This is a genomic window from Allokutzneria oryzae (assembly GCF_042429765.1).
GTDB classification, from domain to species: Bacteria; Actinomycetota; Actinomycetes; order Mycobacteriales; family Pseudonocardiaceae; genus Allokutzneria; species Allokutzneria oryzae.
On the sequence record NZ_JBHLZU010000018.1, the window covers coordinates 301,058 to 323,801 of the forward strand.

26 protein-coding genes and 2 tRNA genes are annotated in these 22,744 nt (G+C 70.1%); 11 read left to right on the forward strand and 17 right to left on the reverse strand.

What is annotated here, in order from left to right; all coding sequences use genetic code 11:
• Positions 1–6 precede the first annotated feature (6 nt).
• Positions 7–1,191, forward strand: a complete 1,185-nt coding sequence (locus ACFFQA_RS20595) for a thiolase family protein (protein ID WP_377854491.1) — start codon at positions 7–9, stop codon at positions 1,189–1,191.
• A gap of 76 nt (positions 1,192–1,267) precedes the next feature.
• Positions 1,268–1,654, forward strand: a complete 387-nt coding sequence (locus ACFFQA_RS20600; RefSeq protein ID WP_377854493.1) for a nuclear transport factor 2 family protein — start codon at positions 1,268–1,270, stop codon at positions 1,652–1,654.
• A gap of 211 nt (positions 1,655–1,865) precedes the next feature.
• On the opposite strand, the gene ACFFQA_RS20605 is transcribed toward ACFFQA_RS20600, so the two are convergent.
• Positions 1,866–2,486 carry a putative glycolipid-binding domain-containing protein gene (locus ACFFQA_RS20605; RefSeq protein ID WP_377854495.1) on the reverse strand — a complete coding sequence of 207 codons (621 nt, stop codon included), beginning with the start codon at positions 2,484–2,486 and terminating at the stop codon, positions 1,866–1,868.
• 2 nt (positions 2,487–2,488) lie between these two features.
• Positions 2,489–2,665 carry an antitoxin gene (locus ACFFQA_RS20610; protein WP_377854497.1) on the reverse strand — a complete coding sequence of 59 codons (177 nt, stop codon included), beginning with the start codon at positions 2,663–2,665 and terminating at the stop codon, positions 2,489–2,491.
• A 278-nt stretch (positions 2,666–2,943) separates the two neighbouring features.
• Here ACFFQA_RS20610 and ACFFQA_RS20615 point away from each other — a divergent pair, with 278 nt between their 5' ends.
• Entirely contained in the window at positions 2,944–4,329 is a 1,386-nt protein-coding gene (locus ACFFQA_RS20615) for a BNR-4 repeat-containing protein (protein WP_377854499.1), read from the forward strand.
• Positions 4,330–4,407: 78 nt separating this feature from the next.
• Here ACFFQA_RS20615 and ACFFQA_RS20620 read toward each other — a convergent pair whose 3' ends face one another.
• Positions 4,408–5,559, reverse strand: a complete 1,152-nt coding sequence (locus ACFFQA_RS20620) for a thioester domain-containing protein (RefSeq protein ID WP_377854501.1) — start codon at positions 5,557–5,559, stop codon at positions 4,408–4,410.
• Positions 5,560–5,982: 423 nt separating this feature from the next.
• Between ACFFQA_RS20620 and ACFFQA_RS20625 the strand changes: the two genes are divergently transcribed.
• The gene (locus tag ACFFQA_RS20625) at positions 5,983–6,753 is read left to right on the forward strand and encodes a glucose 1-dehydrogenase (protein WP_377854504.1); all 771 of its coding nucleotides are present in this window, start codon (positions 5,983–5,985) and stop codon (positions 6,751–6,753) included.
• 53 nt (positions 6,754–6,806) lie between these two features.
• Here the strand turns inward: ACFFQA_RS20625 and ACFFQA_RS20630 are convergent, their stop codons facing one another.
• Together ACFFQA_RS20630 and ACFFQA_RS20635 are read right to left on the reverse strand one after the other, a co-directional pair.
• Positions 6,807–7,604: a S1 family peptidase gene (locus ACFFQA_RS20630; RefSeq protein ID WP_377854507.1), complete on the reverse strand. Its 798-nt coding sequence runs from the start codon at positions 7,602–7,604 to the stop codon at positions 6,807–6,809.
• A 1-nt stretch (position 7,605) separates the two neighbouring features.
• Positions 7,606–8,028 (reverse strand): trypsin-like serine protease, encoded by a 423-nt coding sequence (locus ACFFQA_RS20635; protein WP_377854510.1) that lies wholly within the window; start codon positions 8,026–8,028, stop codon positions 7,606–7,608.
• Between the two features lie 162 nt (positions 8,029–8,190).
• Here ACFFQA_RS20635 and ACFFQA_RS20640 point away from each other — a divergent pair, with 162 nt between their 5' ends.
• From ACFFQA_RS20640 to ACFFQA_RS20655, 4 genes are read left to right on the forward strand one after another with little or no spacing between them, the layout of a single operon-like run.
• On the forward strand, positions 8,191–9,492 hold the full coding sequence (locus tag ACFFQA_RS20640) for a sensor histidine kinase (RefSeq protein ID WP_377854513.1): 1,302 nt from the start codon (positions 8,191–8,193) through the stop codon (positions 9,490–9,492).
• Positions 9,480–10,124: a response regulator gene (locus ACFFQA_RS20645; RefSeq protein WP_377854516.1), complete on the forward strand. Its 645-nt coding sequence runs from the start codon at positions 9,480–9,482 to the stop codon at positions 10,122–10,124. The genes ACFFQA_RS20640 and ACFFQA_RS20645 overlap by 13 nt, the downstream gene beginning before the upstream one ends.
• On the forward strand, positions 10,124–10,930 hold the full coding sequence (locus ACFFQA_RS20650) for a class I SAM-dependent methyltransferase (RefSeq protein WP_377854519.1): 807 nt from the start codon (positions 10,124–10,126) through the stop codon (positions 10,928–10,930). The genes ACFFQA_RS20645 and ACFFQA_RS20650 overlap by 1 nt, the downstream gene beginning before the upstream one ends.
• A gap of 35 nt (positions 10,931–10,965) precedes the next feature.
• Positions 10,966–11,694, forward strand: a complete 729-nt coding sequence (locus ACFFQA_RS20655) for a hypothetical protein (protein ID WP_377854522.1) — start codon at positions 10,966–10,968, stop codon at positions 11,692–11,694.
• Between the two features lie 5 nt (positions 11,695–11,699).
• Here ACFFQA_RS20655 and ACFFQA_RS20660 read toward each other — a convergent pair whose 3' ends face one another.
• From ACFFQA_RS20660 to ACFFQA_RS20680, 5 genes are all read right to left on the reverse strand, one after another.
• Positions 11,700–12,842 (reverse strand): hypothetical protein, encoded by a 1,143-nt coding sequence (locus ACFFQA_RS20660; RefSeq protein WP_377854525.1) that lies wholly within the window; start codon positions 12,840–12,842, stop codon positions 11,700–11,702.
• Between the two features lie 144 nt (positions 12,843–12,986).
• Positions 12,987–13,059: transfer RNA gene (locus tag ACFFQA_RS20665), tRNA-Arg, on the reverse strand.
• A 38-nt stretch (positions 13,060–13,097) separates the two neighbouring features.
• A tRNA-Ser gene (locus tag ACFFQA_RS20670) sits at positions 13,098–13,187 on the reverse strand.
• Between the two features lie 325 nt (positions 13,188–13,512).
• On the reverse strand, positions 13,513–15,501 hold the full coding sequence (locus tag ACFFQA_RS20675; protein WP_377854528.1) for an acetoacetate--CoA ligase: 1,989 nt from the start codon (positions 15,499–15,501) through the stop codon (positions 13,513–13,515).
• A gap of 51 nt (positions 15,502–15,552) precedes the next feature.
• On the reverse strand, positions 15,553–16,257 hold the full coding sequence (locus tag ACFFQA_RS20680; protein WP_377854531.1) for a dienelactone hydrolase family protein: 705 nt from the start codon (positions 16,255–16,257) through the stop codon (positions 15,553–15,555).
• 186 nt (positions 16,258–16,443) lie between these two features.
• On the opposite strand from ACFFQA_RS20680, the gene hisC reads away from it, so the two are divergent.
• A complete protein-coding gene (hisC, locus tag ACFFQA_RS20685) occupies positions 16,444–17,499 on the forward strand; it encodes a histidinol-phosphate transaminase (protein WP_377854534.1) in 1,056 nt (351 codons plus the stop codon).
• A gap of 213 nt (positions 17,500–17,712) precedes the next feature.
• On the opposite strand, the gene ACFFQA_RS20690 is transcribed toward hisC, so the two are convergent.
• From ACFFQA_RS20690 to ACFFQA_RS20705, 4 genes are all read right to left on the reverse strand, one after another.
• Positions 17,713–18,156, reverse strand: coding sequence for a PIN domain-containing protein (locus tag ACFFQA_RS20690; protein WP_377854537.1), 444 nt, complete (start codon positions 18,154–18,156; stop codon positions 17,713–17,715).
• Positions 18,153–18,413, reverse strand: a complete 261-nt coding sequence (locus ACFFQA_RS20695) for a hypothetical protein (RefSeq protein ID WP_377854539.1) — start codon at positions 18,411–18,413, stop codon at positions 18,153–18,155. The genes ACFFQA_RS20690 and ACFFQA_RS20695 overlap by 4 nt, the downstream gene beginning before the upstream one ends.
• A 108-nt stretch (positions 18,414–18,521) precedes the next feature.
• Positions 18,522–19,043: a hypothetical protein gene (locus ACFFQA_RS20700; protein ID WP_377854542.1), complete on the reverse strand. Its 522-nt coding sequence runs from the start codon at positions 19,041–19,043 to the stop codon at positions 18,522–18,524.
• A gap of 162 nt (positions 19,044–19,205) precedes the next feature.
• The gene (locus ACFFQA_RS20705) at positions 19,206–19,724 is read right to left on the reverse strand and encodes a hypothetical protein (RefSeq protein ID WP_377854544.1); all 519 of its coding nucleotides are present in this window, start codon (positions 19,722–19,724) and stop codon (positions 19,206–19,208) included.
• Between the two features lie 366 nt (positions 19,725–20,090).
• Between ACFFQA_RS20705 and ACFFQA_RS20710 the strand changes: the two genes are divergently transcribed.
• Together ACFFQA_RS20710 and ACFFQA_RS20715 are read left to right on the forward strand one after the other, a co-directional pair.
• Positions 20,091–20,549, forward strand: coding sequence for a hypothetical protein (locus tag ACFFQA_RS20710; RefSeq protein ID WP_377854547.1), 459 nt, complete (start codon positions 20,091–20,093; stop codon positions 20,547–20,549).
• Between the two features lie 3 nt (positions 20,550–20,552).
• On the forward strand, positions 20,553–21,002 hold the full coding sequence (locus ACFFQA_RS20715) for a hypothetical protein (RefSeq protein WP_377854550.1): 450 nt from the start codon (positions 20,553–20,555) through the stop codon (positions 21,000–21,002).
• Here the strand turns inward: ACFFQA_RS20715 and ACFFQA_RS20720 are convergent, their stop codons facing one another.
• The 3 genes from ACFFQA_RS20720 to ACFFQA_RS20730 are packed head-to-tail and all read right to left on the reverse strand — an operon-like array spanning position 21,003 to position 22,698.
• Positions 21,003–21,437 (reverse strand): VOC family protein, encoded by a 435-nt coding sequence (locus ACFFQA_RS20720; RefSeq protein WP_377854553.1) that lies wholly within the window; start codon positions 21,435–21,437, stop codon positions 21,003–21,005.
• A 38-nt stretch (positions 21,438–21,475) separates the two neighbouring features.
• Entirely contained in the window at positions 21,476–21,892 is a 417-nt protein-coding gene (locus ACFFQA_RS20725; RefSeq protein WP_377854556.1) for a nucleoside deaminase, read from the reverse strand.
• The gene (locus tag ACFFQA_RS20730; RefSeq protein ID WP_377854559.1) at positions 21,889–22,698 is read right to left on the reverse strand and encodes an LLM class flavin-dependent oxidoreductase; all 810 of its coding nucleotides are present in this window, start codon (positions 22,696–22,698) and stop codon (positions 21,889–21,891) included. The genes ACFFQA_RS20725 and ACFFQA_RS20730 overlap by 4 nt, the downstream gene beginning before the upstream one ends.
• Positions 22,699–22,744 lie beyond the last annotated feature (46 nt).

A 22,744-nucleotide genomic window follows, 5' to 3' on the forward strand; every position in this document is an offset into this window, starting at 1 on the left:
GGGTTCATGCCCGCGCTCATCCTGGACGCAGCACGCACTCCGTTCGGCCGTTACCGAGGTGGCCTCTCCAGCGTCCGGGTGGACGACCTCGCCGCCCTGCCGATCGTGGAGCTGCTGAAGCGGCACTGCGCGACCCTGGACCCGACCCGGATCGACGACGTGGTCTACGGCAACACCAACGGAGCGGGCGAGGAGAACCGCAACGTCGGAAGGATGGCGGCGCTGCTGGCCGGGCTGCCGGTCACGGTGCCGGGCAGCACGGTCAACCGGCTGTGCGGCTCGGGCGGCGAGGCCGTCGCGCAGGCGGGGCGCGCGATCGCGGCGGGCGACGCGGAGCTGGTCGTCGCCGGCGGCGTGGAGGGCATGAGCCGCGCGCCGTTCGTGATGCCCCGGCCGGAGCGCGCGATGCCGGACCGGATGGAGCTGGTCACGACGCTGGGCTGGCGGCTGGTGAACCGGCGGATGCGTCCGGAGTGGACAGTGCCGATGGGGCTGGGCGCGGAGCGGGTCGCGGTGCGGCTGGGCATCGACCGGGCGGAGATGGACCACTTCGCGCTCCGCTCGCACCGCAGAGCCGCGGCGGCCTGGGACGCGGGCGTGCACGACGGCTTCGTGTTCCCGGTGCTGGCTCCGGACTCGTCCCATCCGCTGCGCCGCGACGAGTCGGTGCGCCACGAGACGAGTGCGCAGAAGCTGGCAGCCCTGAGCTCGGCGTTCTCCACGGACGGGCCGGTGACGGCGGGCAACTCCTCCCCGTTCAGCGACGGCGCGGTGGCGCTGCTGCTCGGCTCGGAGCGCACGGCGGCGGAGCTCGCGATCGAGCCGCTCGGGGAGGTCGTCGGCAGCGCGGTGGTCGCCTGCGAACCGCAGTGCTTCCCGCTCGCGGCGGTCTCGGCGGTGCGGAAGCTCCTGACCAGGATGGTCGTGCGCGCCGAGGACGTGGCGCTGTGGGAGATCAACGAGGCGTTCGCGGCGGTGGTGCTGTCGGTGCTGCGCCACCTGCCGGAGATCGCACCGGAACGGGTCAACGTGCACGGCGGGGCGATCGCCTACGGACACCCGCTCGGCGCCTCGATGCCCCGGGTGATCGCGGATCTCTGCCGCCACCTCAGAGCCCGCGGCGGCGGCACCGGCATCGCGGTCACCAGCATCGCGGTCGGCCAGGCACAAGCCGTCGCCATCCGAGCCTGATCCCGAGGTCCGATCGCCGCGAGAACCCGGGGCGGGGCGCGGGCAGGCTCAGGGAATGCTGAAGGTGTTGAAAGGGATGTACGCAGCCGAGTCCAGGTACCTCGCCGCGGGCGGACCAGGAAAGGCGAGCTTCGCGGAGCTGGCGCCGTTCTTCGCCGAGGACGTCGTGTTGCACCAGGCCGACGCGCTGCCCTACGGCGGGCTCTGGCGCGGGCACGACGGCATGGAGCGGTTCTTCGTCGCGATGAGCAAGACGTGGGAGTCCTTCGAGATGGTGCGGCAGGAGTTCCTGGCGACCGAGGGACCGCTCGTGGTGCTGACCGACGTGCACGCGCACGCTCGCGCGACGGCCAAGGAGATCGACTTCCGCATCCTGCAGACGATCACCGTCACCGGCGGACGCATCAGCGAGGTGCGCCCGTTCTACTGGGACACCGCCGCGATCGCCGCGGTGACCGGCTAGCGCCTGTCCGCCAAGTCGTCCCGATGCCCCGAGGCCGCGCCGCCCCGGTGCACTCGTGGGTTGGCTGGCGTGGTCAGGGTTTCGCGTTTTGTCACCTTAATGCGCAAAAGAGCGCTCTCATTTCGCATCGAGGTGACAAAACGCGATTTGGGGGTATGCGAGTGCGGGCGGCCGGGATGGTGAGGTGGTGTCACCACGTGCGGGACACGACCTAGATTTGGCGGGCGATCTCGGGGTAGTCGACCACGATGCCGTCCGGGTCGACGGTGATGTCGGAGCTGAAGCCCTCGGAGGAGTAGTTGACCACCGAGGTGCTCTCCCCGACCGAGACCGTGCGGTAGCTCTGCCTTTTGATCTCCACCGTGAGGTCCGGCAGGCTCACGTAGGCGATCGGCAGGTCGTGCTCACCGGCCTCGCGGTGCAGGTTGAGCCGCCGCACCGGCAGGGTGTTGAACAGCACGCAGTGCTGCACGTCCACCTCGGCCGCGCCGTCGAACTGGGTGCGCTGGGCGCCCTGGCCCCGGTCCATCAGCCAGAAGCCGTCGTCGGAGCGGCTGAAGGAGAGCTGCCGCTCGACCTCGGCGGTGATGCTGTGCAGGAAGACCCGCTTCACCACGCCGTTCTCGCCGACCGTCACGTCGTAGGTGGCGTTGAACGCCTCGGTCTCGCGGGTGCGAGGGGCGATCATCCGGCCCGCGGCGCGCAGCCTGCGGTTGTCGGAGAGCAGCAGCCGCGCCGACTCCAGGCGCGGGGCGCCGACGCCCTGCCAGGTCAGCAGCAGCGGGCGGCGCTGGCCGGGGGTGGCCGCGGTGACGCGGTCGGTGTTGGGCACGCTCATTCCTTGTTCGGGATGAGGTCTTTGACCTTCTGCACGGCGGTGTCGATCTGTTCGTCGTGTCCCTCGAACTTCGTCTTCGCGAAGTCGCCGAGGGAGTCCGCCGCCGACTCCAGCTTGTCGGAGTGCTCCTCGGCCAGCCCCTGGGCCTTCTTCAGGAGTTCGTCGAAGTTCACTGGCGCTCCTCGTGCTCACCGCGTTCCGGCCCGGCCGGATCACGAACAATGTGAGCCGAGCACCAGCCACGCAGCGTACTCGACTTCACCCGTGCGTTCCTACCGTCGCCCCGACAAGCCCGCATGCCCGTGGCGGTGAGTCACCAAGAGCCACGAGCCAGCCGGGCACAAGATCACGCTACCGCCGTTGTGGCCCCGGCCGGTAGCCGCGTGCGACCATGTCTTGCCGCCGCCTGGAGCGCGGCCCCGCAGGGGTCGCTACCAGGAGGTCCCCGCCAATGTCGCGATTGTTTCGCGCCCTCGTGCCGTTGTCGCTGCTCGCGGCGACGGTCACCGCAACACCGGCCGCCTCGGCGGCGGTCGCGGGCTCGGTGGCTCCCGAGTTCACCGTGACCACCACGGCGAGCACCGTGGCCTCGCGCACCGACCGCAGGCCGATGGCCGGAGCGGTGCACGACCCGGTGTCCGGCTCCACCTACATCACCTGGTCGGGCCAGCACGCCGACAACTACGTGCAGGCCTACGACCACCGGCGCGGCACGTGGAGCCCGCCGCGGAAGATCGCCGCGGGTGAGTCGGACCCGCACAACTACCCGACGATGCTGCTCGCCGACGACGGTCACGTGCTGGTCTTCCAGGGCATGCACAACAAGGCGCTGGTGATGACCCGCTCCGCCCGTCCGCACTCGGCGGAGGGCGAGTGGACGCAGACGGAGATCTCCCAGGGCAAGGCGGCGAGCTACCCGATGCCGTTCAAGACCGCCAACGGCGACATCTACGTGTTCTTCCGCGAGACCACCCAGGAGCTCGACCCGTCGGTGCCCACCGACACGCGCCCGATGCGCTACGTGGTCTCCACCGACGACGGGCGCACCTGGCGCAACTCCGAGCAGCTCACCGGCAAGCCGTTCGCAATCGGTTCGACGGGCCGCGCGGACAACATGAACGAGATCTATATCGGCCAGATGCGCTACGAGCGGGTCGGCGGCCGGGAACGGGTGCACCTCGTCTACACGCTGGCCGGTGGCGGTCCGGAAGGCCACAAGCACGACCGCTACCACCGCAACATGTACTACGCGTGGTTCGACCCGGCCGACCGGACGTTCCACTCCGCGGGCGGGCGGGATCTCGGCACGCAGATCGACGACGCCGACCAGGAGCAGCACCTCAAGATCGCCGACACCCCGTTGGTGCTGCCGGGTGGGATGAAGACCCCGGACTACATCCAGCTGGTCGGCGTGACGGGTGCCAGGCCGTTCGTGCTGTGGTTCACCGGCGACGACAACAAGGTGCTGCACGACTTCGCGTCGGTGTGGACCGGGACCCGCTGGCGGACGACGGAGGTGGCCACCGGGCTGCGGGTGCGCGAGGCGGAGCGGGTGGACGCGTCGACCTGGCGGGTCTACGCCACGCGGGACGGCAAACCGGACATCGAGACCCACCTGCTCTCCGACGGGGAGCGCTGGCGGGCGGAGACGGTGATCCCCACCGCGAAGCCGGTCCAGCGAGTCGAGCTGGTGACCGGGTTCCGCGATCCCGCGAGGATCATCGCCACCGGGGCCTCCAGTGACCGCGACGTGAAGGTGGCCGACGGCGACATCTACGTGGCGGGGCTCAGGCCTTGCAGGCTTCAGCTACCAGTGCTGGGCTGCCTCTCCCGCTGACCCGTTCCTCCTTGAAGACGCGAAGCGGGGCCGTGTCCACAGTGGACACGGCCCCGCCTCAGCGCGCTGGGTCAGGCGTTACGCCTTCTTGCGCTTGCGCTGCAGCACCAGTGCGGTGGCGCCACCGGCGACGAGCAGACCGCCGAGGATCGACGGGAACAGGATCGACGCGCCGGTGTTGGCCAGGTTGTCGGTGTTGGTGTCCACGACCGGCGCGGGGCTGGTCGTGACCGGGGCCGTGGTGGGCGCCGGGGTGGTGCTCGGGGCGGGCGTGGTGGTCGGCGCGGGCGTGGTGGTGGTGACCGGAGCGGCCGTCCACTCCGCCTTGGCCTTCGCCTTGACCTTGGTGTTCTCCGCCTGCGCCAGGATCAGCGTCTGGGTGCGGGTGCCGTCACCGACGAACAGGCGGCCCTTCTGCAGGGTGGCCTTGGCGTTGAAGTCGATGGTGGCCTTGCCCGCCTTGGCGTCGGCCGGGACCGAGACGAACAGCTCGCTGCCGTCCTTGGCACCGTCCACGACGGCGCCCTTGGCGTCGACGAGCTTGGCGCCCTCGGCGCCCTTGAGCTCGACGTTGACCTTGTCGGCGGTGGTGTTGACCTTGAACGGGCCGATCGGCTTGCCCGCGACGCCGGACTTCTCGGCGGGCTCGACCTTCAGCGCGGGCGCGGGCTGGTTCTTCATGCCCACGTTCTTCGGACCGGTCAGGTACTTGTAGAGCGCGACGACGTCGGCCGGGTTGTCGCCCGCCTTGTCGCTGAGCGCGATGTTGTTGCTGAAGTGCCAGATCGCGGCCTGGGTGCCGGAGATGGCCTCGCGCTCGTCCAGCGTGCCACTGCCCGCGGCCTTGGCCAGGGCGACGAGGTCCTTCTCCGCCGGGTAGGAGTGGTGCAGGATCCAGTTGACCTTCTCCGGCTGCGACTTGAAGCTCTTCGAGCCGTCGGGGTACTTCTCCCACGGCGACTCGACCAGCGGCGCGCCGTTGACGTTGTTGACGGTCAGCTCGACGCAGTAGGTCTTGACCTTGGTGCCGTCCTCGAGCTGGACGCCGAGCAGCTTGGCGTGCCACGAGGAGCCGTCGGTGAGCTTCACGTGCAGGCCGTCGACGTTGGCCGAGTGGTCGACCTTGGCCTTGGCGGCCTCGGCGAACGCCGGACCCGCGACGGCCAGGGTGATCGCCGCCGTGCTGAGCAGCACTGCGCCGAGACGCGCGGAACGCAACCCGGATGCCATAACTCTCCTTCCCGCTCGGGATCGCTCCCGGAAACGGGCCATAAAGGGCTGGAATTGTTGAGGTGGACGCGCACAGTCGCTCAACGTCGAGCCGGTTAGCCCGTTCGGGCTAGTTCCTCGGCGAGAAATCTCAGGTTCGCGGAACGACGCGCAGAACAATACTCGTTCGTGTCAACGCCAGAACGCGGGGGTGCCCCTTAGCGGGAAAACGATCTTCACGCTGGGTAACGCCCGACAAAAGCCCTGGACAGCGTTACCGAAATGAGTCCGAACGGGCGAAGACACGCATTGTGTGTAACGCGGCGGAAAACGCTTCGCGCCCGTTTCCGAATCCTCAAGGCACGTCGACCATAACGGGCGGCGCGACCTGTGGCGCACGGCACGTTGACCTTGACATCGGTGTCAAACTTTAGCGTCGAAGCCATGACAGCCACCGTGGAACCGTTGCCGCTCAACGGAAAGCTCACCGGTAAGACCGCCATCGTCACCGCGGCCTCGCGCGGGATCGGCCGGGCCATCGCGCTCCGCCTCGCCGCGGACGGGGCGCGGGTGGCGGTGAACTGGCACCGCAACGCCGAGGCGGCCGAGGAGGTCGTCGCCGCGATCACCGGGGCCGGCGGCACCGCCATCGAGGTCCAGGCCGACATCGGCGTGCCCGCCGACGTGGACCGGTTGTTCGCGGTGACGCTGCGGGAGTTCGGCGGGCTGGACATCCTGGTCAACAACGCGGCGGTGATCGCGACCCCGAGCCCGCTCGCCGAGGTGACCGACGCCGACATCGACCGCTCCGTCGCGGTCAACTTCAAGGGCACGTTCCTGGCGCTGCGGCACGCGGCGCGGGAGCTGCGCGACGGCGGGCGGATCATCAACATCTCCACCGGCTACACCCGCTACCCCAGTCCCTTCGTCGGCGTGTACGCGGGGACGAAGGCCGCCGTGGAGCAGTTCGCGATCTCGGCGGCGAAGGAGCTGGGGCCGCGCGGGATCACGGTGAACTCGGTGCTGCCGGGGATCACCGACACCGACGGCATCACCGACGACGTGCGGGCCAACCTGGACGAGTTCATCGGGATGACGCCGCTGGGCAGGCTGGGACAGCCGCAGGACATCGCCGACATCGTGGCGTTCCTGGCCGGCGACGACGCGCGCTGGGTGACCGGGCAGTCCATCGTCGCGGCGGGCGGCCTGGTGTGAGACGAAAGCGGGCCGTCCCGGTCTCCCCGGGGCGGCCCGCGCGCGGTGCCGGGTCAGCGGACGTACCGGGCGATCCAGCTCAGGTGGGCGCTCACGTCGGCGTAGAGCGCGGTCGAGTCGTCGCAGTCGTCCCTGCCATTGGACGTGCCGAACCTGTCAGCCGAACCGAGCACGGTCCACCTGCCGTCGACCTTGCCGATCAGCGGGCTGCCGGAGTCGGCGAAGCAGATGGCTCCGGCCTTCTCCGGGGTCTGAACGCACAGCTCGGCCCCGGCGGTGGACAGCCGGGCACAGGTCTTCCCCGCCACGACCGTCTCCTCCAGCTGCTTGAGCTCGCGCGGCGGGGTGAGGCAGTTCTTCTCGGTGTCCTTGGCGCACGTCCTGCCCCACCCGATCGCGCGAGCGGGCGTGCCCGGGCCCGGAGTGCGCGCCGGAAGCGCGACCGGGCGCACCGAGACCGGCTCGGCCAGCTCCACGAGCGCGATGTCGTTGCCCTCGCCCGGCCCCGCTGGGCGGTAGTCCGGGTGGACCACGACCCGCTTCGCCTTGGCGACCTCACCACCGCTGTCGGTGCGGTTGGAGCCGACGCGGACGGCGAACTCCTCGATCGGCATCTCCGCCTCACCGACCGAGTCGACGCAGTGGGCGGCCGTCAGCACCCACGCCGGTGCGATCACCGCGCCACCGCAGTAGTGGTTGGGCTTCCACGGCATGACCGGGTGCTGCAACGACGCCATGAACGGGTAGTTCTCGTCGGCCTTCTTGCCACCGACGATCGCTCCGGCGGGAGTCGCGCTCAGCACCGCGGTCGCGGCGACGAGCAGGCCGACCAAGAGGGACTTCTTCCGCACTTCAGGACTCCTTGTTCAGGTGGTGGGCGATCCAGTCGCGATGAGCGCTCACATCGGGTGCGGGGCGAGCGGTGGAGCTCATCGACACCGGGATGCTCAGCCGGACGAGGCCGACGTCCGCGCGCGGCGGAGTGCTCGGCGTGTAGTCGGGATGCGTGATGCGCTCGGCGACACCGACGGTCGCGCTGAGGCCTTCACCGCGCCGGGGACTGATGCGCACGGTCAGCTCCGCCGGGCCGCGGGACTCCAGGCAGCGGGCGGCAGTCACCAGCCACTCCGGCGAGACGATCGTCGCGTCGCACAGGTACGTGCCGGTCTCCGCGCTGCGCAGCGAGGCCACGAACTCCTTGTCACCGCCCAACGCGGGAACGACGACGGCCGTGGCGGCGATCATCAACAGGCACGGCAGAAGGGCCTTCGCCATGGTCGCCTCCTCTCCCTCCGGTGCGCTTACCGGTAAGGCTGGCGAACGGAGCGGGCGGAGTCTGCGGGGGCAACACCGGAATCCACAGGGGTGCTAGCCGGTGTGCGGACTCACCTGCTCACGGGTTGGCGCAGGTCACCAGGGCCCCTAAAGGATGGGTTCGTGAGGAGCGACTTGGCCGCGAGCGGCCGGAGGCGCGAGGCTGGCGCTGTGCTCGGGTACGTGTTTGGCAGGCGGAGCTGGCTCGGCGCACTGCACCTGCTGCTCGCCCCGTGGTGGGCGCTGTTGACCGCGCTCGCCACCGTCGTGGGTCTGGCCGGTGCCCTGATGGGGCTTCCGCTGCTGCTGCTCGGGGTCCCGTTGTTCGTGGTCACCGGTGACCTGCTCATCAGCGCGGCCCGGACGGAAGCTGTGTGGTTCCGCCGGATCTTCGGCGTCGAGATCCGGATCTCCCCGCGCACGGTGCCCAGCGGCGCGTCGATGCTCGGCGACGCGCGAGCGCTGCTCACCGACTCCGGCTTCTGGCTGCTCGCCGCGTACAACCTGGTGCGGCTGCCGCTGGCCTGGCTGACGATGGCGCTGCCGCTGCTCGCGGTGGTCGCCGGGGTCGTGCTGGTCGAGGAACCGGTGCGGCTGGCACTGGCCCCGAACCCCACGCCCGTCTTCGCCTTCCTGCACGGCCCGGAGAAGCTGCTCTCCCTCGGCCCGCTCTGCATCGCGCTGGGGCTGCCGCTGCTGATCGGCGCTCCCCTGCTCTGGCGCGCGCTCGCCAACGTCCACATCGGACTCGCGAAGTTGTTGTTGCGCGGCAGCAAGGTGCACGAGCTCACTGAGCGGGTCGGCGTGCTCGAAGTGAGCAGGGCGGCGACGGTGGACTCGGTCGAGGCGGAGCGCAGGCGCATCGAACGCGACCTGCACGACGGCGCGCAGCAGCGGCTGGTGTCCCTCGCGATGACCCTCGGCCGGGCGCGCAGCAAGAAGGACTCCGACCCGGACGGGGCGAGCGTCCTGCTGGAACAGGCGCACAAGGAGGCCAAGGAGGCCATCACCGAGCTGCGCGACCTGGTCCGCGGCCTGCATCCGCCGGTGCTCGCCGACCGCGGCCTGGACGCCGCGCTGTCCGGGCTGGCCGCGCGGTCCCCGGTCCCGGTGAAGGTGCGCTACGACGTTCCCGACCGTCCACCCAGGACAATCGAGGCCATCGCCTACTTCATGGTGGCCGAGGCGCTGACCAACATCGCCAAGCACGCGGACGCCAGCCGGGTGTCGGTGACGGTGGAGCAGTCCGGCATCGTGCTGCGGATCACCGTGCGGGACAACGGGGTCGGCGGCGCGGTCGCCCGGCCGGGGCACGGGCTGGCCGGGCTGGCCGACCGCGCGAGCGGAGTGGACGGGATCCTGACCGTGGACAGCCCGGAGGGCGGGCCGACCACCCTGACCATGGAGCTGCCATGCGCATCGTGATCGCCGAGGACTCCGCGCTGCTGCGCACCGGACTGAGCCTGCTGCTCACCGAGAACGGGCACGAGGTCGTCGAAGCGGTCGGCGACGCCGAGCAGCTGCTGCGCGCTGTCGCGACGCACCAGCCGGACGTCGCCGTGGTCGATGTGCGGATGCCGCCGACCTTCACCGACGAGGGCCTGCGGGCCGCGCTGCTGATCAGGAGCTCGCAGCGGCCCACCGGTGTGCTGGTGCTCTCGCAGTGGGTCGAGGAGCGCTACGCGGCCGACCTGATCAGCGGCGCGCTCAACGGGGTCGGTTACCTGCTCAAGGACCGGGTCGCCGACGTGTCGGACTTCCTCGACGCGCTGGAGCGGGTCGCGGCGGGCGGGGCGGTCTTCGACCCGGACGTGGTGGCGCAGATCCTGGCGCGCAACCGCCGCCGTGACCCACTCGGCCCGCTCACCCCGCGCGAGCGGGAGGTGCTCCAGCTGATGGCGGAGGGCAGGTCCAACGCGGGGATCGCCACGGCGCTGACCATCACCGAGCGCGCGGTGGAGAAGTACGTCGGCAGCATCCTCGGCAAGCTCGACCTGCCCCCCGCCGGGTCGGACCACCGCAGGGTGCTGGCCGTGCTGCGCTACTTGGAGAGCTGATGTCCGCATTGCTGAGGTGGCGTGAATCCCTTGCCGCGTGGGCGATTCCGCCGGAGATCCGGGCCGAGGAGTCGCCGTGGGTGCTGCCGCGCGAGGTCTTCGTCCGCCGCGCCGACCGGCAGCTCGAACGGCGTGAGGGCGCGTCGCTGCGGCTGGCGGAGGAGGCCATCGGCCCGAGCGGCGGCACGGTGCTGGACATCGGAGCGGCGGCGGGCGCGGCCAGCCTCCCGCTGCGAGGAGCCACCGAGATCACCGCCGTTGACGGCGACGCCGAGCTGCTCGCGGAGTTCTCCCGGCGAGCCGATGGGGCGCGAACCGTGCTCGGTCACTGGCCCGCGGTCGCGGCGAGCTGCACCGTCGCGGACGTCGTCGTGTGCCACCACGTCGCCTACAACGTGCCCGACCTCGCGCCGTTCGTGGCCGCGCTGACCGCGCACGCGAGGCGGCTCGTCGTGCTGGAGACCGCCGAGCGGCACCCGCTGACCGCGTTGAACCCGCTGTGGCGGCACTTCCACGGCGTCGAGCGGCCGAGCGGCCCCACCGCCGATGACCTCGTGGACTGCCTGCGCGAGCTGGGGATCGAGCCGAGGGTCGACCGCTGGCGCCGAGCCCCGGCCGCCGAGCACCCCGACTTCGCCGCGCTCGTCGAGGCCACCAGGCGGCGGCTGTGCCTGCCACCGAGTCGTCTGTCCGAAGTAGACGTTCAGCTGCGCGAGTTCGGGATCGACCCCGCGCTGCCGCCGGACCTCGGTTCCTCAGGCGACGACGTTGTCACCCTGTCGTGGCGGCCACCAGTGATCCACTAGCCTCGGCCATCACCATCGGCAGGCCAGGAGGAAAAGTGACCGGGGTTCTCGACTGGAGCGGGCTGCGCGACGCCTACGGGCACGCGACCGAGGTTCCGGGTCTGCTGGACGCCCTGACCGGCACGGAGGAGGCCGGCCGCCAGTCGGCGATCAACGACCTCTACGGCAGGCTGCTGCACCAGGACACGCTGTCCGAGGCCACTCCGCACGCCGTCCCGCTGCTCGCCGCGCTGATCCCGCGGCCGGACCTGGACGCGGAGATCCGCACGCACCTGACCTTCTTCGTCGCCGGGATCGCCAACACGACCTCGGCGTTCTCCGAGGACGGCACGGAGATCGTGTGCGCCTCCTACGACGAGTCCGGTGCGGAGACCGACATCCCGGAGACGGTGCTCGCCGCACGGGCCGCCGTCGCCGAGGTCGCCCCCGCGCTCTTCGAGCACCTGACGATCGACCGCGACGCCGCGGGCATGGTCGCGCTGGCCACGGTCGCGCCGGAGGCGGTGTCGCCGCTGCTGGTCGAGGAGTTCGCCAAGCTGGCCACCGGTGGCGGTGACCTGGCCGCGGCCGCGTGGATCGCGGTGGCGCTGCTGCGCGGCGAGGAGCTGGACCCGGAGGAGCTGCGCGATCGCGTCTCCGGCAACCCCGACGTGCTGGACATGGTCGAGTGGAACCTCGCTGACGCGCCCATGGAGATCGTGGCGCGCTCCGCCGCCTTCGAGCTGGCGGCCAGCGCGGGCTTCCCGGACACCGACGCCGAGTAGACCGCTCATCGGCCTGCCGCCACCGCGCAGTGGCGGCAGGCCGGGCGGCGGCGGTAGTAGTGCGCGAGCACCGCCGCCGCGAGCAACGGCGCCCACAGCGGGAACGGGAAGACCAGTAGCAACAACGGTCGTGGGTCCGGCCCGGAGAACGCCGTGATCCCGAACGAGACCCCGGCGAAGGCCATCACGGCGGCGATGAGCGAGCCGAAGACCACGGGGAAGGCGAGCGGCACCGGCCGGCCGCGCAGGACGGGCACCCAACGTGGCCAGATCTCGCCCCACCGCTGGATCAGCCCGAGCGTCAGCACACTTCCGCCGATCGCGGCGAACCCCAGCAGCAAGCCCATCAACCGGATCCCCGGCTCGGACGAGACGTCCTCCGGTCCGAGCACCGCGACCGGGGTCAGCCACGTCATCCGCAACAACCCGTACGGCAACGGGCACAGCGCGGCGGCGATGGTCACCACCCGCCCCCAGCGCGCGGCCTCGGCGGGCTCGGTCCACGCGGCTCCCTGCCGCCCGCAAGACCCGCAGCGGTCCTTCCGCGTGCGGAAGGCGACCACGGCCGCCCAGCCCCACGCCAGGCCACCGGCGAGGAAGAACACCATGTACAGCGGTCGCGCCGAGAGCTGGTTCTCCGGCGCCACCCCGGCGTTCACGAGCGCGGAGAACGCTGTGCCGTCGAGGATTCCGCTCCACCACCCGATCAGCCCAATCAGAATCAGCCCGCCGAACACGATCAGCGAGCTCCGGAGGCTGCGCAGCGCCCCGGCGACCAGGGCCACCACCAAGACGATCGGACCGACCAGCGCGACGAGGTAACCAACCAGGATCACCACCTGCATGTCCGGCACGCACAAGCCGAAGAGCACGGCATGGAGACCGCCGAGCCACGGCACGACGGCTCTGCCGATGCCCCTGCGCAACGAGAGCGCGGCGGCGACACCGAGCACCCCGAGCGCGAGCAGGACGATCGCGCCGACCCGCACGTCCACGAAGGCGAGCAGGGAACCACCACCGGGGCGGGAGTCGTTGGCTCCGAACGGATACGCGGTGGTGTCGACGGCCCACCACAACCCGAACGCGGTGGCGAGCAGCGACCAGAACAGGGTGAGCGCGGAGATCCGGGTCAGGGCTCGATCGGTCATGGACCGAGTCTCGGCAGCAGGTCGGGAGCGGACCTCCCTCCGCGGAGGGAACCGCCTGGCCCCGGTGCGGGAAACGCGGGACGGTCCGCACAAGAAAGAAGGGCCGTCCTCGCGGACGACCCTTCTCACTGTCTCAACCAGACGTGCGCTCGACAGGATTCGAACCTGTAACCTCTTGATCCGTAGTCAAGTGCTCTATCCGTTGAGCTACGAGCGCGTGTTCTTCAGTTGTGGCCCGACCGGGGTCGAACCTTGCGGAGGCTCCGGGATTTGAACCCGGGATGGGTGATAAGCCCAAACCGCATTAGCAGTGCGGCGCCATAGACCGGACTAGGCGAAGCCTCCCGGGGCCATCTCTGACCGCCGGGGTAAACCTTACACAGAGCGTCTCCCGCAAAGCAAAACGGGGGTCCCCTAAGCGCGTTTGCCCAGCTCAGCGGGGGTACCGGGGAGCCAGTCGGCTCCCCGGCCACTCCTGCCAGCTACATCTCCTCGCGGTCCGCGTCGACCGTGCCGAATCCCGATCCCGAGCGACTGGTCTCGCCGTAGCCGTCCGGATCCGGGGTGTGCCCACAGAGGTCCTGCTCGTCCAAGGCCATGCGGAGAAGCTTCCAGGGGGCGATCGGCGCGGCAACGCCCCAAACGGGTGGCGCCGCGCGGTGACGCGGCGTTACCGCTGGGCCTTCCTGGCGAGCTCCTCGAACGGCCGCAGCGCGTCGGGGTTGCTCAGCGCCTCGCGGCTCACGGCGCGGTCGGCGGGCGTGCCGGTGAGGATCTTCTTCACCGGCACCTCGCACTTCTTGCCGTTGAGCGTGCGCGGCACGTCGGCGACGGCCACGAACTGGTTCGGCACGTGTCTCGGCGAGAGCTGCGAGCGCAGCTCCGCGCGCAGTCGCGGCTCCACGTCCGCGAGCGCCACACCGGTTTCCAGCACCAGGAAGCACAGCAGCTCGCCGTCGCTCTCGCCCGCGCCGGAGGTGTCGATCACCAGCGAGTCCAGCACCTCGTCGAAGCCCTCGACGACGCGGTAGAACTCGCTGGTGCCCATCCGGACGCCGCCCCGGTTGAGCGTGGAGTCGCTGCGGCCGTAGATCACGCAGGACCCGCGCGGGGTGATCCGGATCCAGTCGCCGTGCCGCCAGACTCCGGGGAAGGTCTCGAAGTACGCCTCACGCAGGCGGGCGCCGTCGGAGTCGTTCCAGAACGACACCGGCATCGACGGCATCGGCTTGGTGACCACCAGCTCACCGACCTCGTCGGAGACGGGTTTCCCCGCCTCGTCGAAGGAGTCCACGGCCGCGCCGAGCATCCGGCAGGAGATCTCGCCGAGCCACACCGGCACGTCGGGCGCCGCGCCGACGAAGGCGGTGCACAGGTCGGTCCCGCCGGAGACGCTGGCGATCTGCACCCCGCCGACCTCGTCGATGATCCACCGGAAGCCCTCTGGCGAGAGCGGGGCGCCGGTGGAGCCCAGCACCTTCAGCGCCGAGAGATCGTGCTCCTGCGCGGGCCTGAGACCGCGTTTCAGGCAGGACTGGATGTAGGGGGCGGACGTGCCGAAGAAGCTGATCCGCTGCCGCTCGGCGAGCTGCCACAGCGCGCCGAGGTCCGGGTAGGCCGGGTTGCCGTCGAAGAGCACGATCGTGCTGCCGACGACCAGGCCCGAGATCAGGAAGTTCCACATCATCCAGCCGGTGGTCGTGAACCAGAAGAACCGCTCGCCCGGACCCAGGTCGCACTGCAGCGCAAGGGCTTTGATGTGTTCGAGCACGATCCCGCCGTGCCCCTGGACGATCCCCTTCGGCAACCCGGTGGTTCCCGAGGAGTACAGCACCCACAGCGGGTGGTCGAACGGCACCGGGTCGAACTCCAGCGCCGCACCAGCGTTGCGGTCCAGCAGCTCGCGCCAGTCGAGGACGCCGGGCAGCGCGGCGCCGGTCGCGAGGTAGTCGACGAGCACGGTCGCCTTGAGGCCGGGGATCCTCCCGCGAAGTTCGTCCACAGTGGACCGGGTGTCGAACTTCCGTCCGTTGTAGACGTAGCCGTTCACCGCGACGAGCACGGTCGGCTCGATCTGGGTGAACCGGTCGGAGATCGCCCGCGCGCCGAAGTCCGGGGAGCAGGACGACCAGGTCGCGCCGAGGCTCGCGGCGGCGAGGAAGGCGATCAGCGCCTCGGGCGAGTTCGGCACCAGCGCGGCGACCCGGTCGCCCTTGCGCACACCGAGCTCCACGAGTCCGGCGCGCGCCGCCGCGACCTCGGCCCGCAGCTGCCCGTAGGTCAGCGTGGCACCGAGACCGTCCTCCCGCGCGAAGATCACCGCGGGCTCGTCGTCGCCCTTGCCGTCGCCGTCGCGCAGCGCGTGCTCGGCGTAGTTCAGCGTGGCGCCGGGGAACCAGCGCGTCCCCGGCATCTCCTCGCCGTCGAGCACCGCCCGCGGCCGGTCGTGGAAGCGCACGCCGGAGAACTCCGCGAGCGCGCCCCAGAACCCGGAGAGGTCGTCGACCGACCACTGCCAGAGCGCCGGGTAGTCCGGCAGGTCCAGGTCACGCTCGGCGCGCAGCCAGTCGCGGAACGCGGTGATCCTGCTGGCGGCGACCCGGTCGGCGTCGGGCCGCCACAGCAGCTCGGGGTCCTCGGCGGTGAGGTTCTCGCTCATGCCTGCTTCCTAACCCATCGGCAGGCGAAGGACCAGGGATGTGTTTCACATCTAGCGCAGGTGCGAGTCGAACCAGTTCAGCGTGCGCTGCCAGGTCTCGGCAGCGGCGCGCGGGTCCTCGGCGTGCGGGTCGATCGGCCCGGAGTAGAGCACCACGTCGGTGGCGACCTTCGCCGAGGACGCGGCGTCGCGCAGCTTCTCGACGTCCTCGCGCGGGATCATCGTGTACTGCTCGCTGTAGATGCCCAGCCACGGACAGGTCAGCTCGCCCGCCACGTCCACCAGCGGCGGCAGGTTCGGCGAGAGCGGGGAGACGATGCCCGCGCCAGCGACGGTGACCGCCGCGCCGAGGCTGCGGTTGGTGGCCACGATCATGGCGACCGAGCCGCCGATGCCGAAGCCGACGACGCCCATCCGGTCGGACTCGACGCCCTGCTGGGCCAGCCAGACGAAGGCGGCGTCGGTGTCGGCGAGCACGGAGTCGGCGGAGAGCCTGCTGACCTGGTCGAGGATGCTCTCGGCATCCGCGGGGTCGTGCACCTGGTCGTCGCCGTCGCGGTGGTAGAGGTGCGGCGCGATGGTCAGCCAGCCCTCCTGCGCGAGGCTGGCCGCGACGTCGCGGATCGCGTCGGTAACGCCCCTGGCCTGGTGCAGCAGGACAAGACCGCCACGAACCGCCGTGTCCGGTTCCGCGACAGTGCAGCGGAGCTCGCTGCCGTCGGTGAGCTGGAGCGTTTCGGTGCGGGTCTGCGTCATGAAGCCACCCAATCACGTGAGGGTGAACACCAGTCAACGTGACCAACCATACGGAGCAACAACCGTGAGCGCGGCGTTGGAATTTCAGTCCGTCGTGTCCCGTCACTCGTACATTAGGTTCGCCCCGAGGCTGTTTCACGTCGAGAACCAAGTCGAGAACCCCAAGTCGAGAACCAAGGAGCGGCGATGACCGTGCGGACCCGCCCGGACCTGGAGACCCTTCCCGGTTACCAGCCCGGCAGGACGATCCCGGGCGCGATCAAGCTGGCCAGCAACGAGGTCTCCCTCGGCCCGCTGCCCAGCGTGCGCGGTGTGATCGCCGAGGCGGCGGCGGGCGTCAACCGCTACCCGGACATGGGCGTGACCGCGCTGGTCGACCGGCTGGCCGCGAAGCTGGACGTGCCGGGGTCCCGGCTCGCGGTCGGCTGCGGCTCGGTCGCGCTGTGCCAGCAGCTGGTGCAGGCGCTGTGCGGCCCGCAGGACGCGGTGCTGTTCCCGTGGCGCTCGTTCGAGGCGTACCCGATCGTCACCCAGATCGCGGGCGCGCAGGCGATCAAGGTTCCGCTGACCGCCGACCACGCTCTCGACCTCGACGCGATGCTCGCCGCGATCACGCCGAACACCCGCCTGGTCTTCGTGTGCACGCCGAACAACCCGACGGGCACCACGCTGCGCCGCGAGGAGCTTGAGCGGTTCCTCGACGCCGTCCCGCAGGGCCCGCTGGTCGTGCTGGACGAGGCGTACAAGGAGTTCATCACCGACACCGACGTGCCGGACGGCGTCGACCTCGCGCGCACCCGCGGCAACGTGGCCGTGCTGCGGACCTTCTCCAAGGCGTACGGCCTGGCCGGACTGCGGATCGGCTACTGCTACGCGCCGGAGGAGGTGGCCGAGACGCTGCGCAAGGTCTGCGTGCCGTTCAGCGTGAACCTGGTCGCGCAGGCCGCGGCGATCGCCTCGCTGGACGCCGAGGACGAGCTCATGCAGCGCTGCCAGATGATCTCCGCCGAGCGGGAGCGGGTGCGCGCGGAGCTGCTGGCGATGGGCTACGAGGTGCCCGAGACGCAGGCCAACTTCGTGTGGCTGCCGCTCGCGGAGCGCACTCCGGTGTTCAACGCGCACTGCCTGGAGCACAAGCTCGTGGTGCGCGCGTTCGGCGAGGAGGGCGCGCGCGTCACCATCAGCACCGCGGAGGAGAACGACCTCTTCCTCGCGGCGGCCCGCTCGTTCCCCCAGGGCTAGTTCACCAGCCCTACGGGTCCGATCCCCCGAGATGGCGCCGCCCCCGCACCCCCGCGCACACGCCGACGTGGCCTGCCGTGGCCAGGGTTTTCGCGTTTTGTCACCTTGTTGCGCGAAAGAGCGCTCTCATTTCGCGTTGAGGCTCCACAACGCGAAATGAGGGGCATGCGGGTGAGGGCGCCAGGGGCGGTGGGGTGGTGTTACCACGTGCAGCTAGTTCGCCAGCCGGAAGTCGATCACTTCCACGGGCATGCCCGCCTCGGCCACGGTGGTCCAGTGCCGGTCACCGGTGAGGACGGGCACGCCCTCCTCCCACGCGAAGGCGAGGCAGCACAGGTCGCCGAGCGAGAGCCTGCCGTGCCTGCGTCCCCGGTCCCGGCGGATGCCCGCGTCGATCCGCTTCAGCTCGGCGAAGCGCAGGGCGTGCTCGGCCTCCAGGGGCGCAACGGCGATGCCCATCGCCTGGATCTCGGCGGTGGCCTCCTCCGGGTCGATCCCGGCCAAGGACGCGAGGCAGTACAGCACCTCGCCGAGGTTCACCGAGGTGATCACCGAGCTCGGCAGGACGTCCGCGTAGGGCTGGGCCTGCGGCGTGCCGTCCAGCAACGCGAGCACGAACGAGGCGTCGAGCAGCACCGGCCCTTCCGGAAGGCTCACCCGCGCTCGGTGTCCTGGGCTCGCGTCTCCAGCAGCTCGGCCTCCAGGGAGGCGGAGACCTTCCTGGCGCGCTTGCCCTCCGCGACGGCGGCCTGAAGCCTGCCGAGCGCTGCCCTGGGGTCCTCCAGCACGATGCGGCCGGGCCCGATCACCCTGGCCACCAGCTCTTTCGCCTCGGGCAGCTCCGCGTCGCGCAGCAGCTGCGCGGGCAGGGTCGGCCGTCGCTTGGCGTCGAGGACGAGCCGGTAACTGGTCACATCACCCACGGTACGCCCGGGGTGGGACGGTGTCGATGCTTCCCACAAGGAGGCGGCGGGCACGGAAAAGGGGCGGCCGACGTCCGGCCGCCCCGCTGTGAAGGGGGCTCAGCTCACCAGGCCCCAGCGAAAGCTGTCGTTCATGACCGGCGCGACGATTTGCTTCGTCCACAAGGTCTTGACCTTGCATGGCGCCACGATGGTGGTCTTCTTGACCGTGAACGAGCGGGCCTCCTTGAAGTGCTGGAGGCGACGCGTCTGCCCGGCGGGCACCTCGGCGCTGTAGGCCCAGTGCTGGCTACGCGAGTAGCTGACGCCCACAGCCACGGTGAGCGAGCGCTTCGTCCTGCCGAAGACGCTCTTGGCCTCGTCGGGGGTGATCCCGGCGAGTGCGGCCTTGGCCCGTGACTTGGCCTTGCGGTCGATGCCGATCGCGCCAGGGCCGACGAGGTAGTCGCTGGTGAGGTTCGTCGGCAACCACGCCTTGGCGATGTCGGTCGCGGCGTAGCTGGTCTGGCCGACCTCGGGACAGGCCGCGAACGCCTGTGCTCCGAGCCCGGTGACCGCCGGCGCCAGCACGGCGGCGCAGGCGAGGGCGGCTGAGGCCGCGGCACTCCGGATGCGTATCACGGGGTGTGATAATGGCATTATCCGAATGGCTGGCGACCGTCATATCAGCAAAGCTGATGAAATGCCGGACGCAGGACATTGCGCCGAATGCGACTCATGTTTCCGTTCACTGGGCAAAAAAATGGGGCGGCCGCCACCGACCGCCCCATTACCCCCAGAGCCTCAGCCCACAAGGCTCCACTTGAAGTTGTTGTTCTTGACCGGCGCGACGACGCTCTTCGTCCACACCGTCTTGACGTTGCACGGCGCCACGATGGTCGTTTTCTTGACCGTGAAAGAACGTGCTTCCTTGAACTGCTGGAGGCGCATCGTCTTTCCGGCGGGAACGTCGGCGCGGTAGGACCAGGTGTCACCCTTGGACCAGCTCTTGCCGACCTGGACCCCCAGGGAGACGCTGGCCTTGGCGAAGATGGCACCGGCCTCGGCGGTGGTCGTGCCGGTGAGCGAGGCGTTGGTCTCCGAGGTGGAGTTCTTGCTGTAGGTGATCGCACCCGGACCCGTGAGGTAGTCGCTGCGCAGGTTGGTGGCCTTCCAGGCCACCTTGCCGTTGGAGATCGCGTAGAAGTTCTGCCCGACCTCCGGGCAGGCCGCGAGCGCCTGGGCGCCGATGCCGGCCGCGGCGGGCCCGACGACGGCGGTCAATGCGAGGGCGGTCGATGTAACCGCGGTCCGGATTCGCATCAAGTCTCCTGATGTTTTTCACACCAAAGCGCCGATGTGATCGGCACCTCAGTTCCCCTAGTAGCCAAGAGACTAGTCAGCGCTTTTTCGTGGAACCATATTGACATTACTTGAACAACATGCATCGACGGACATTCGATCGGCGAGAGAGCTTTATGTGAGCGACCGAATACGCTGCGAACCGATCACGCGCTACTCCGTTCGCCAAAAGCGCAGGTCAAGCGCACATCAAGTGGACGCCACAACGCGTAGATCGCTCACTTTCACATCTTCAATGCTTCGGCCCCAGCCAAAGCGTCCACATCGGCCACCTTGACGACTACCGAAAAACGGGGTCATACTCGGTAGTGGAACCGGGAGGTCGCGATGACGGTCACGGAGGAGACCCGCCTGCTGATGGAGCTGTTCGAGCAGGTCGAGGACATCGAAGAGGTGGCGGAGTCGCTGCCGCTGGACGACCACCGCCGCAAGAAGCTGGCCGACGTCGCCGACCGCATCCTGGCGAAGGTGCCCCCGGTCCGGCCGGTCGTCGCGGGTGCCCTGCTGGACATGACGGACAAGACGGTCCGGGCGTGGGCGAACGAGGGCGTGCTGACGGTGCTCAGCACGGAGCCGCGGATGCTGCTGGACCCGGCGCGGCTGCACGAGGTGCTGCACCTGGTGACGGACCTGCGGCGGGCGGGCAAGACGCGAGGCCTGCTCGACGAGGTCTACCGGCGGCTCAGCGACCAGGCGTTGCTGGACCGCGAAGACCTGGCGAGGAGCATCGACCAGATGCACCGCGGTGAGGGCCGAGTGGTCCGGCAGGCGAAGGCGGACAGCTGAGACGTGCCGGTCAACGTTGCTGAGACCTGGCTCGCCAGCACCCAGGTCGCCGGGCTGCGCGGCCCGGCGCGCAAGGCGTACGAAACGTTCCTCGACGATCTCGCCAACCGCGGCTGCGCGGCACTGGGCTACCGCGTCACGGGGCCGGAGCCGCTGCCCCGCCTGTGCGTGAAACACCTGCGGGGCAACGACCGCGTGGTGGTCGCCTTCGAGAACCGGACGTCGGTGTGGATCCTGCTGGTCGGCCCGCACGAGGACGACCCCGGCCGCAACGTCTACGACCGGCTCTACGAGCTCGCCGGAGTGCGCCCGCCCGCCGGCTGGAAGCGCACCCGCCCGGAGTGCTGCTCCCCCACCGGCGAAGCGCCGCTGACCAGTGCCGAAGTGGTCGACGACCTCTTCCAGCGGGCCCGCGCCATCGGCCGCAAGCACCGCAACCAGTTCCGGCGCTGATCAGCCGCCGTTGGAGCTCAGTCCCGGCCGGTGGATGCCGAAGGTCCACTCGTAGCCCTCGGGGTCCAGCACCCGGAACCGGTAGTTGCCCCACTCGGTGGCCTCGGGCTTCCACACCACCGTGGCGCCACCGGCGACGGCACTGGCGTAAAGCGCGTCGACCGCCTCCTTGGACGCGACGCTGATGTAGGCCCCGTGACCAACGGTCGGTCCGCGCTGTTCGCAGCGGTCATACCCGGCGCCGTCGTCGCTGAAGACGATGATCGCGACGTCCTCGCGCCGCAGCTCGGCGTGCATGATCCCGCCCTTGTCGTCGGGGAACTCCGAGGTGGTCTCGAAGCCGAAGGCCCGCTCCAACCAGCGCAGAGCGGCGGGCGCGTCGCGGTAGCTGAAGTAGGCGTGCAGCGCGGCGGGGCGCGTGGTCTCAGTGGTCATGGGGCGACCATGACAGCCATGTAGGTCAGATGATGTCCTCAGCGGTAGTAGCCCTCAACGGGAATCCGCGCCTCGTCGAACAACGCCGGTCCATCCTGCGGCACCACTGGGAAGTCGCCCCCGGGCTTGAGGGTGAGCAACTGCTCGGTCGACAACGCGAACACCACACGCCCGAGGCCGGACCGCGCGATCGCCCCCGCGCACATGCCGCAGGGCTGGCAGCTGGTGTACATGGTCGTCCCGGCGGCGGTCGCCGGATCGAGCTCGCGCGCCGCCCACCGCGCCAACTTCAGCTCGGGGTGAGCCGTGATGTCGGCATCGGTGACCGAGGTGTTGTGCTCCTCGGCGAGCACCTCGCCGCCGGGTCCGACCAACAACGAGCCGAACGGCGGGTTCCCGCTCTCCCGTGCCACCGCGGCGAGCTGGATCGCCCTGCGGAGAAAGTCCTCGTTCACTTGTGCTCCTTCCGCACGATGGCGAGTGCTTCCCAGGCGGCTTCGGGACGCCGCGTCTCTTCTGGATCACCGTTGAACGGGTCGAGCAGAACGGTGTCCGCTCCGAGCGACCGCAACTGGTCGAGGTCGTCGACAACTTGGTCGACAGTGCCCGTTCCGGCCATCCGCTCGGGCTCGGTGACCGGCTTCTCGGTCAGCCGCAACGCGATCCGCGGGGTCAACGCGGGCACCTCGCACCGCTGCACCGCCTCGCGCAGCCAAGGCATGGTGAACCGCAGCGGATGCCACGCCGCGCCGAAGCGCACCGCCCTGCGCTGCGCGGCCGCGCTGTTGCCACCGACCCAGATCGGCGGCTGTCCGCTGCGGTAGTCGCTCTCGTCAGCCCAGGCGTCGCGGAGCACTTGGAGCAGGTCGTCCGTCAGCCGCCCGCGCTTCTCGAAGGGCACACCGAGCGCCTCGAACTCCTGCCGTGCCCAGCCGACCCCGACGCCGAGGACGAACCTCCCGCCGCTGAGGTCGTTGAGGTTGGCGGCCATCCGCGCCACGAGCAGCGGATGACGGTACGGCGCGACGAGCACCGTGGTGCCCAGATGGATCTTCTGCGTGATCCCGGCGAGCCAGGACAACGTGGTGAAGGGCTCGTAGAACGGCGCCGGGTACTGCCCGGCGACATCCGGGGTGACCGCGACGTGGTCGGACACCATCAGCAGGTCGTAGCCGAGACCCTCCGCCGTCCGGGCCCACTCGCGCAGCATCCCCGGGTCGGTCCCGGGGCCGAAGTTGGGGACGTTCACACCAATTCGCACAGCTCAAGGCTAGGAAACGGGCCGCGGCCAGTGAAGAGACTCATCA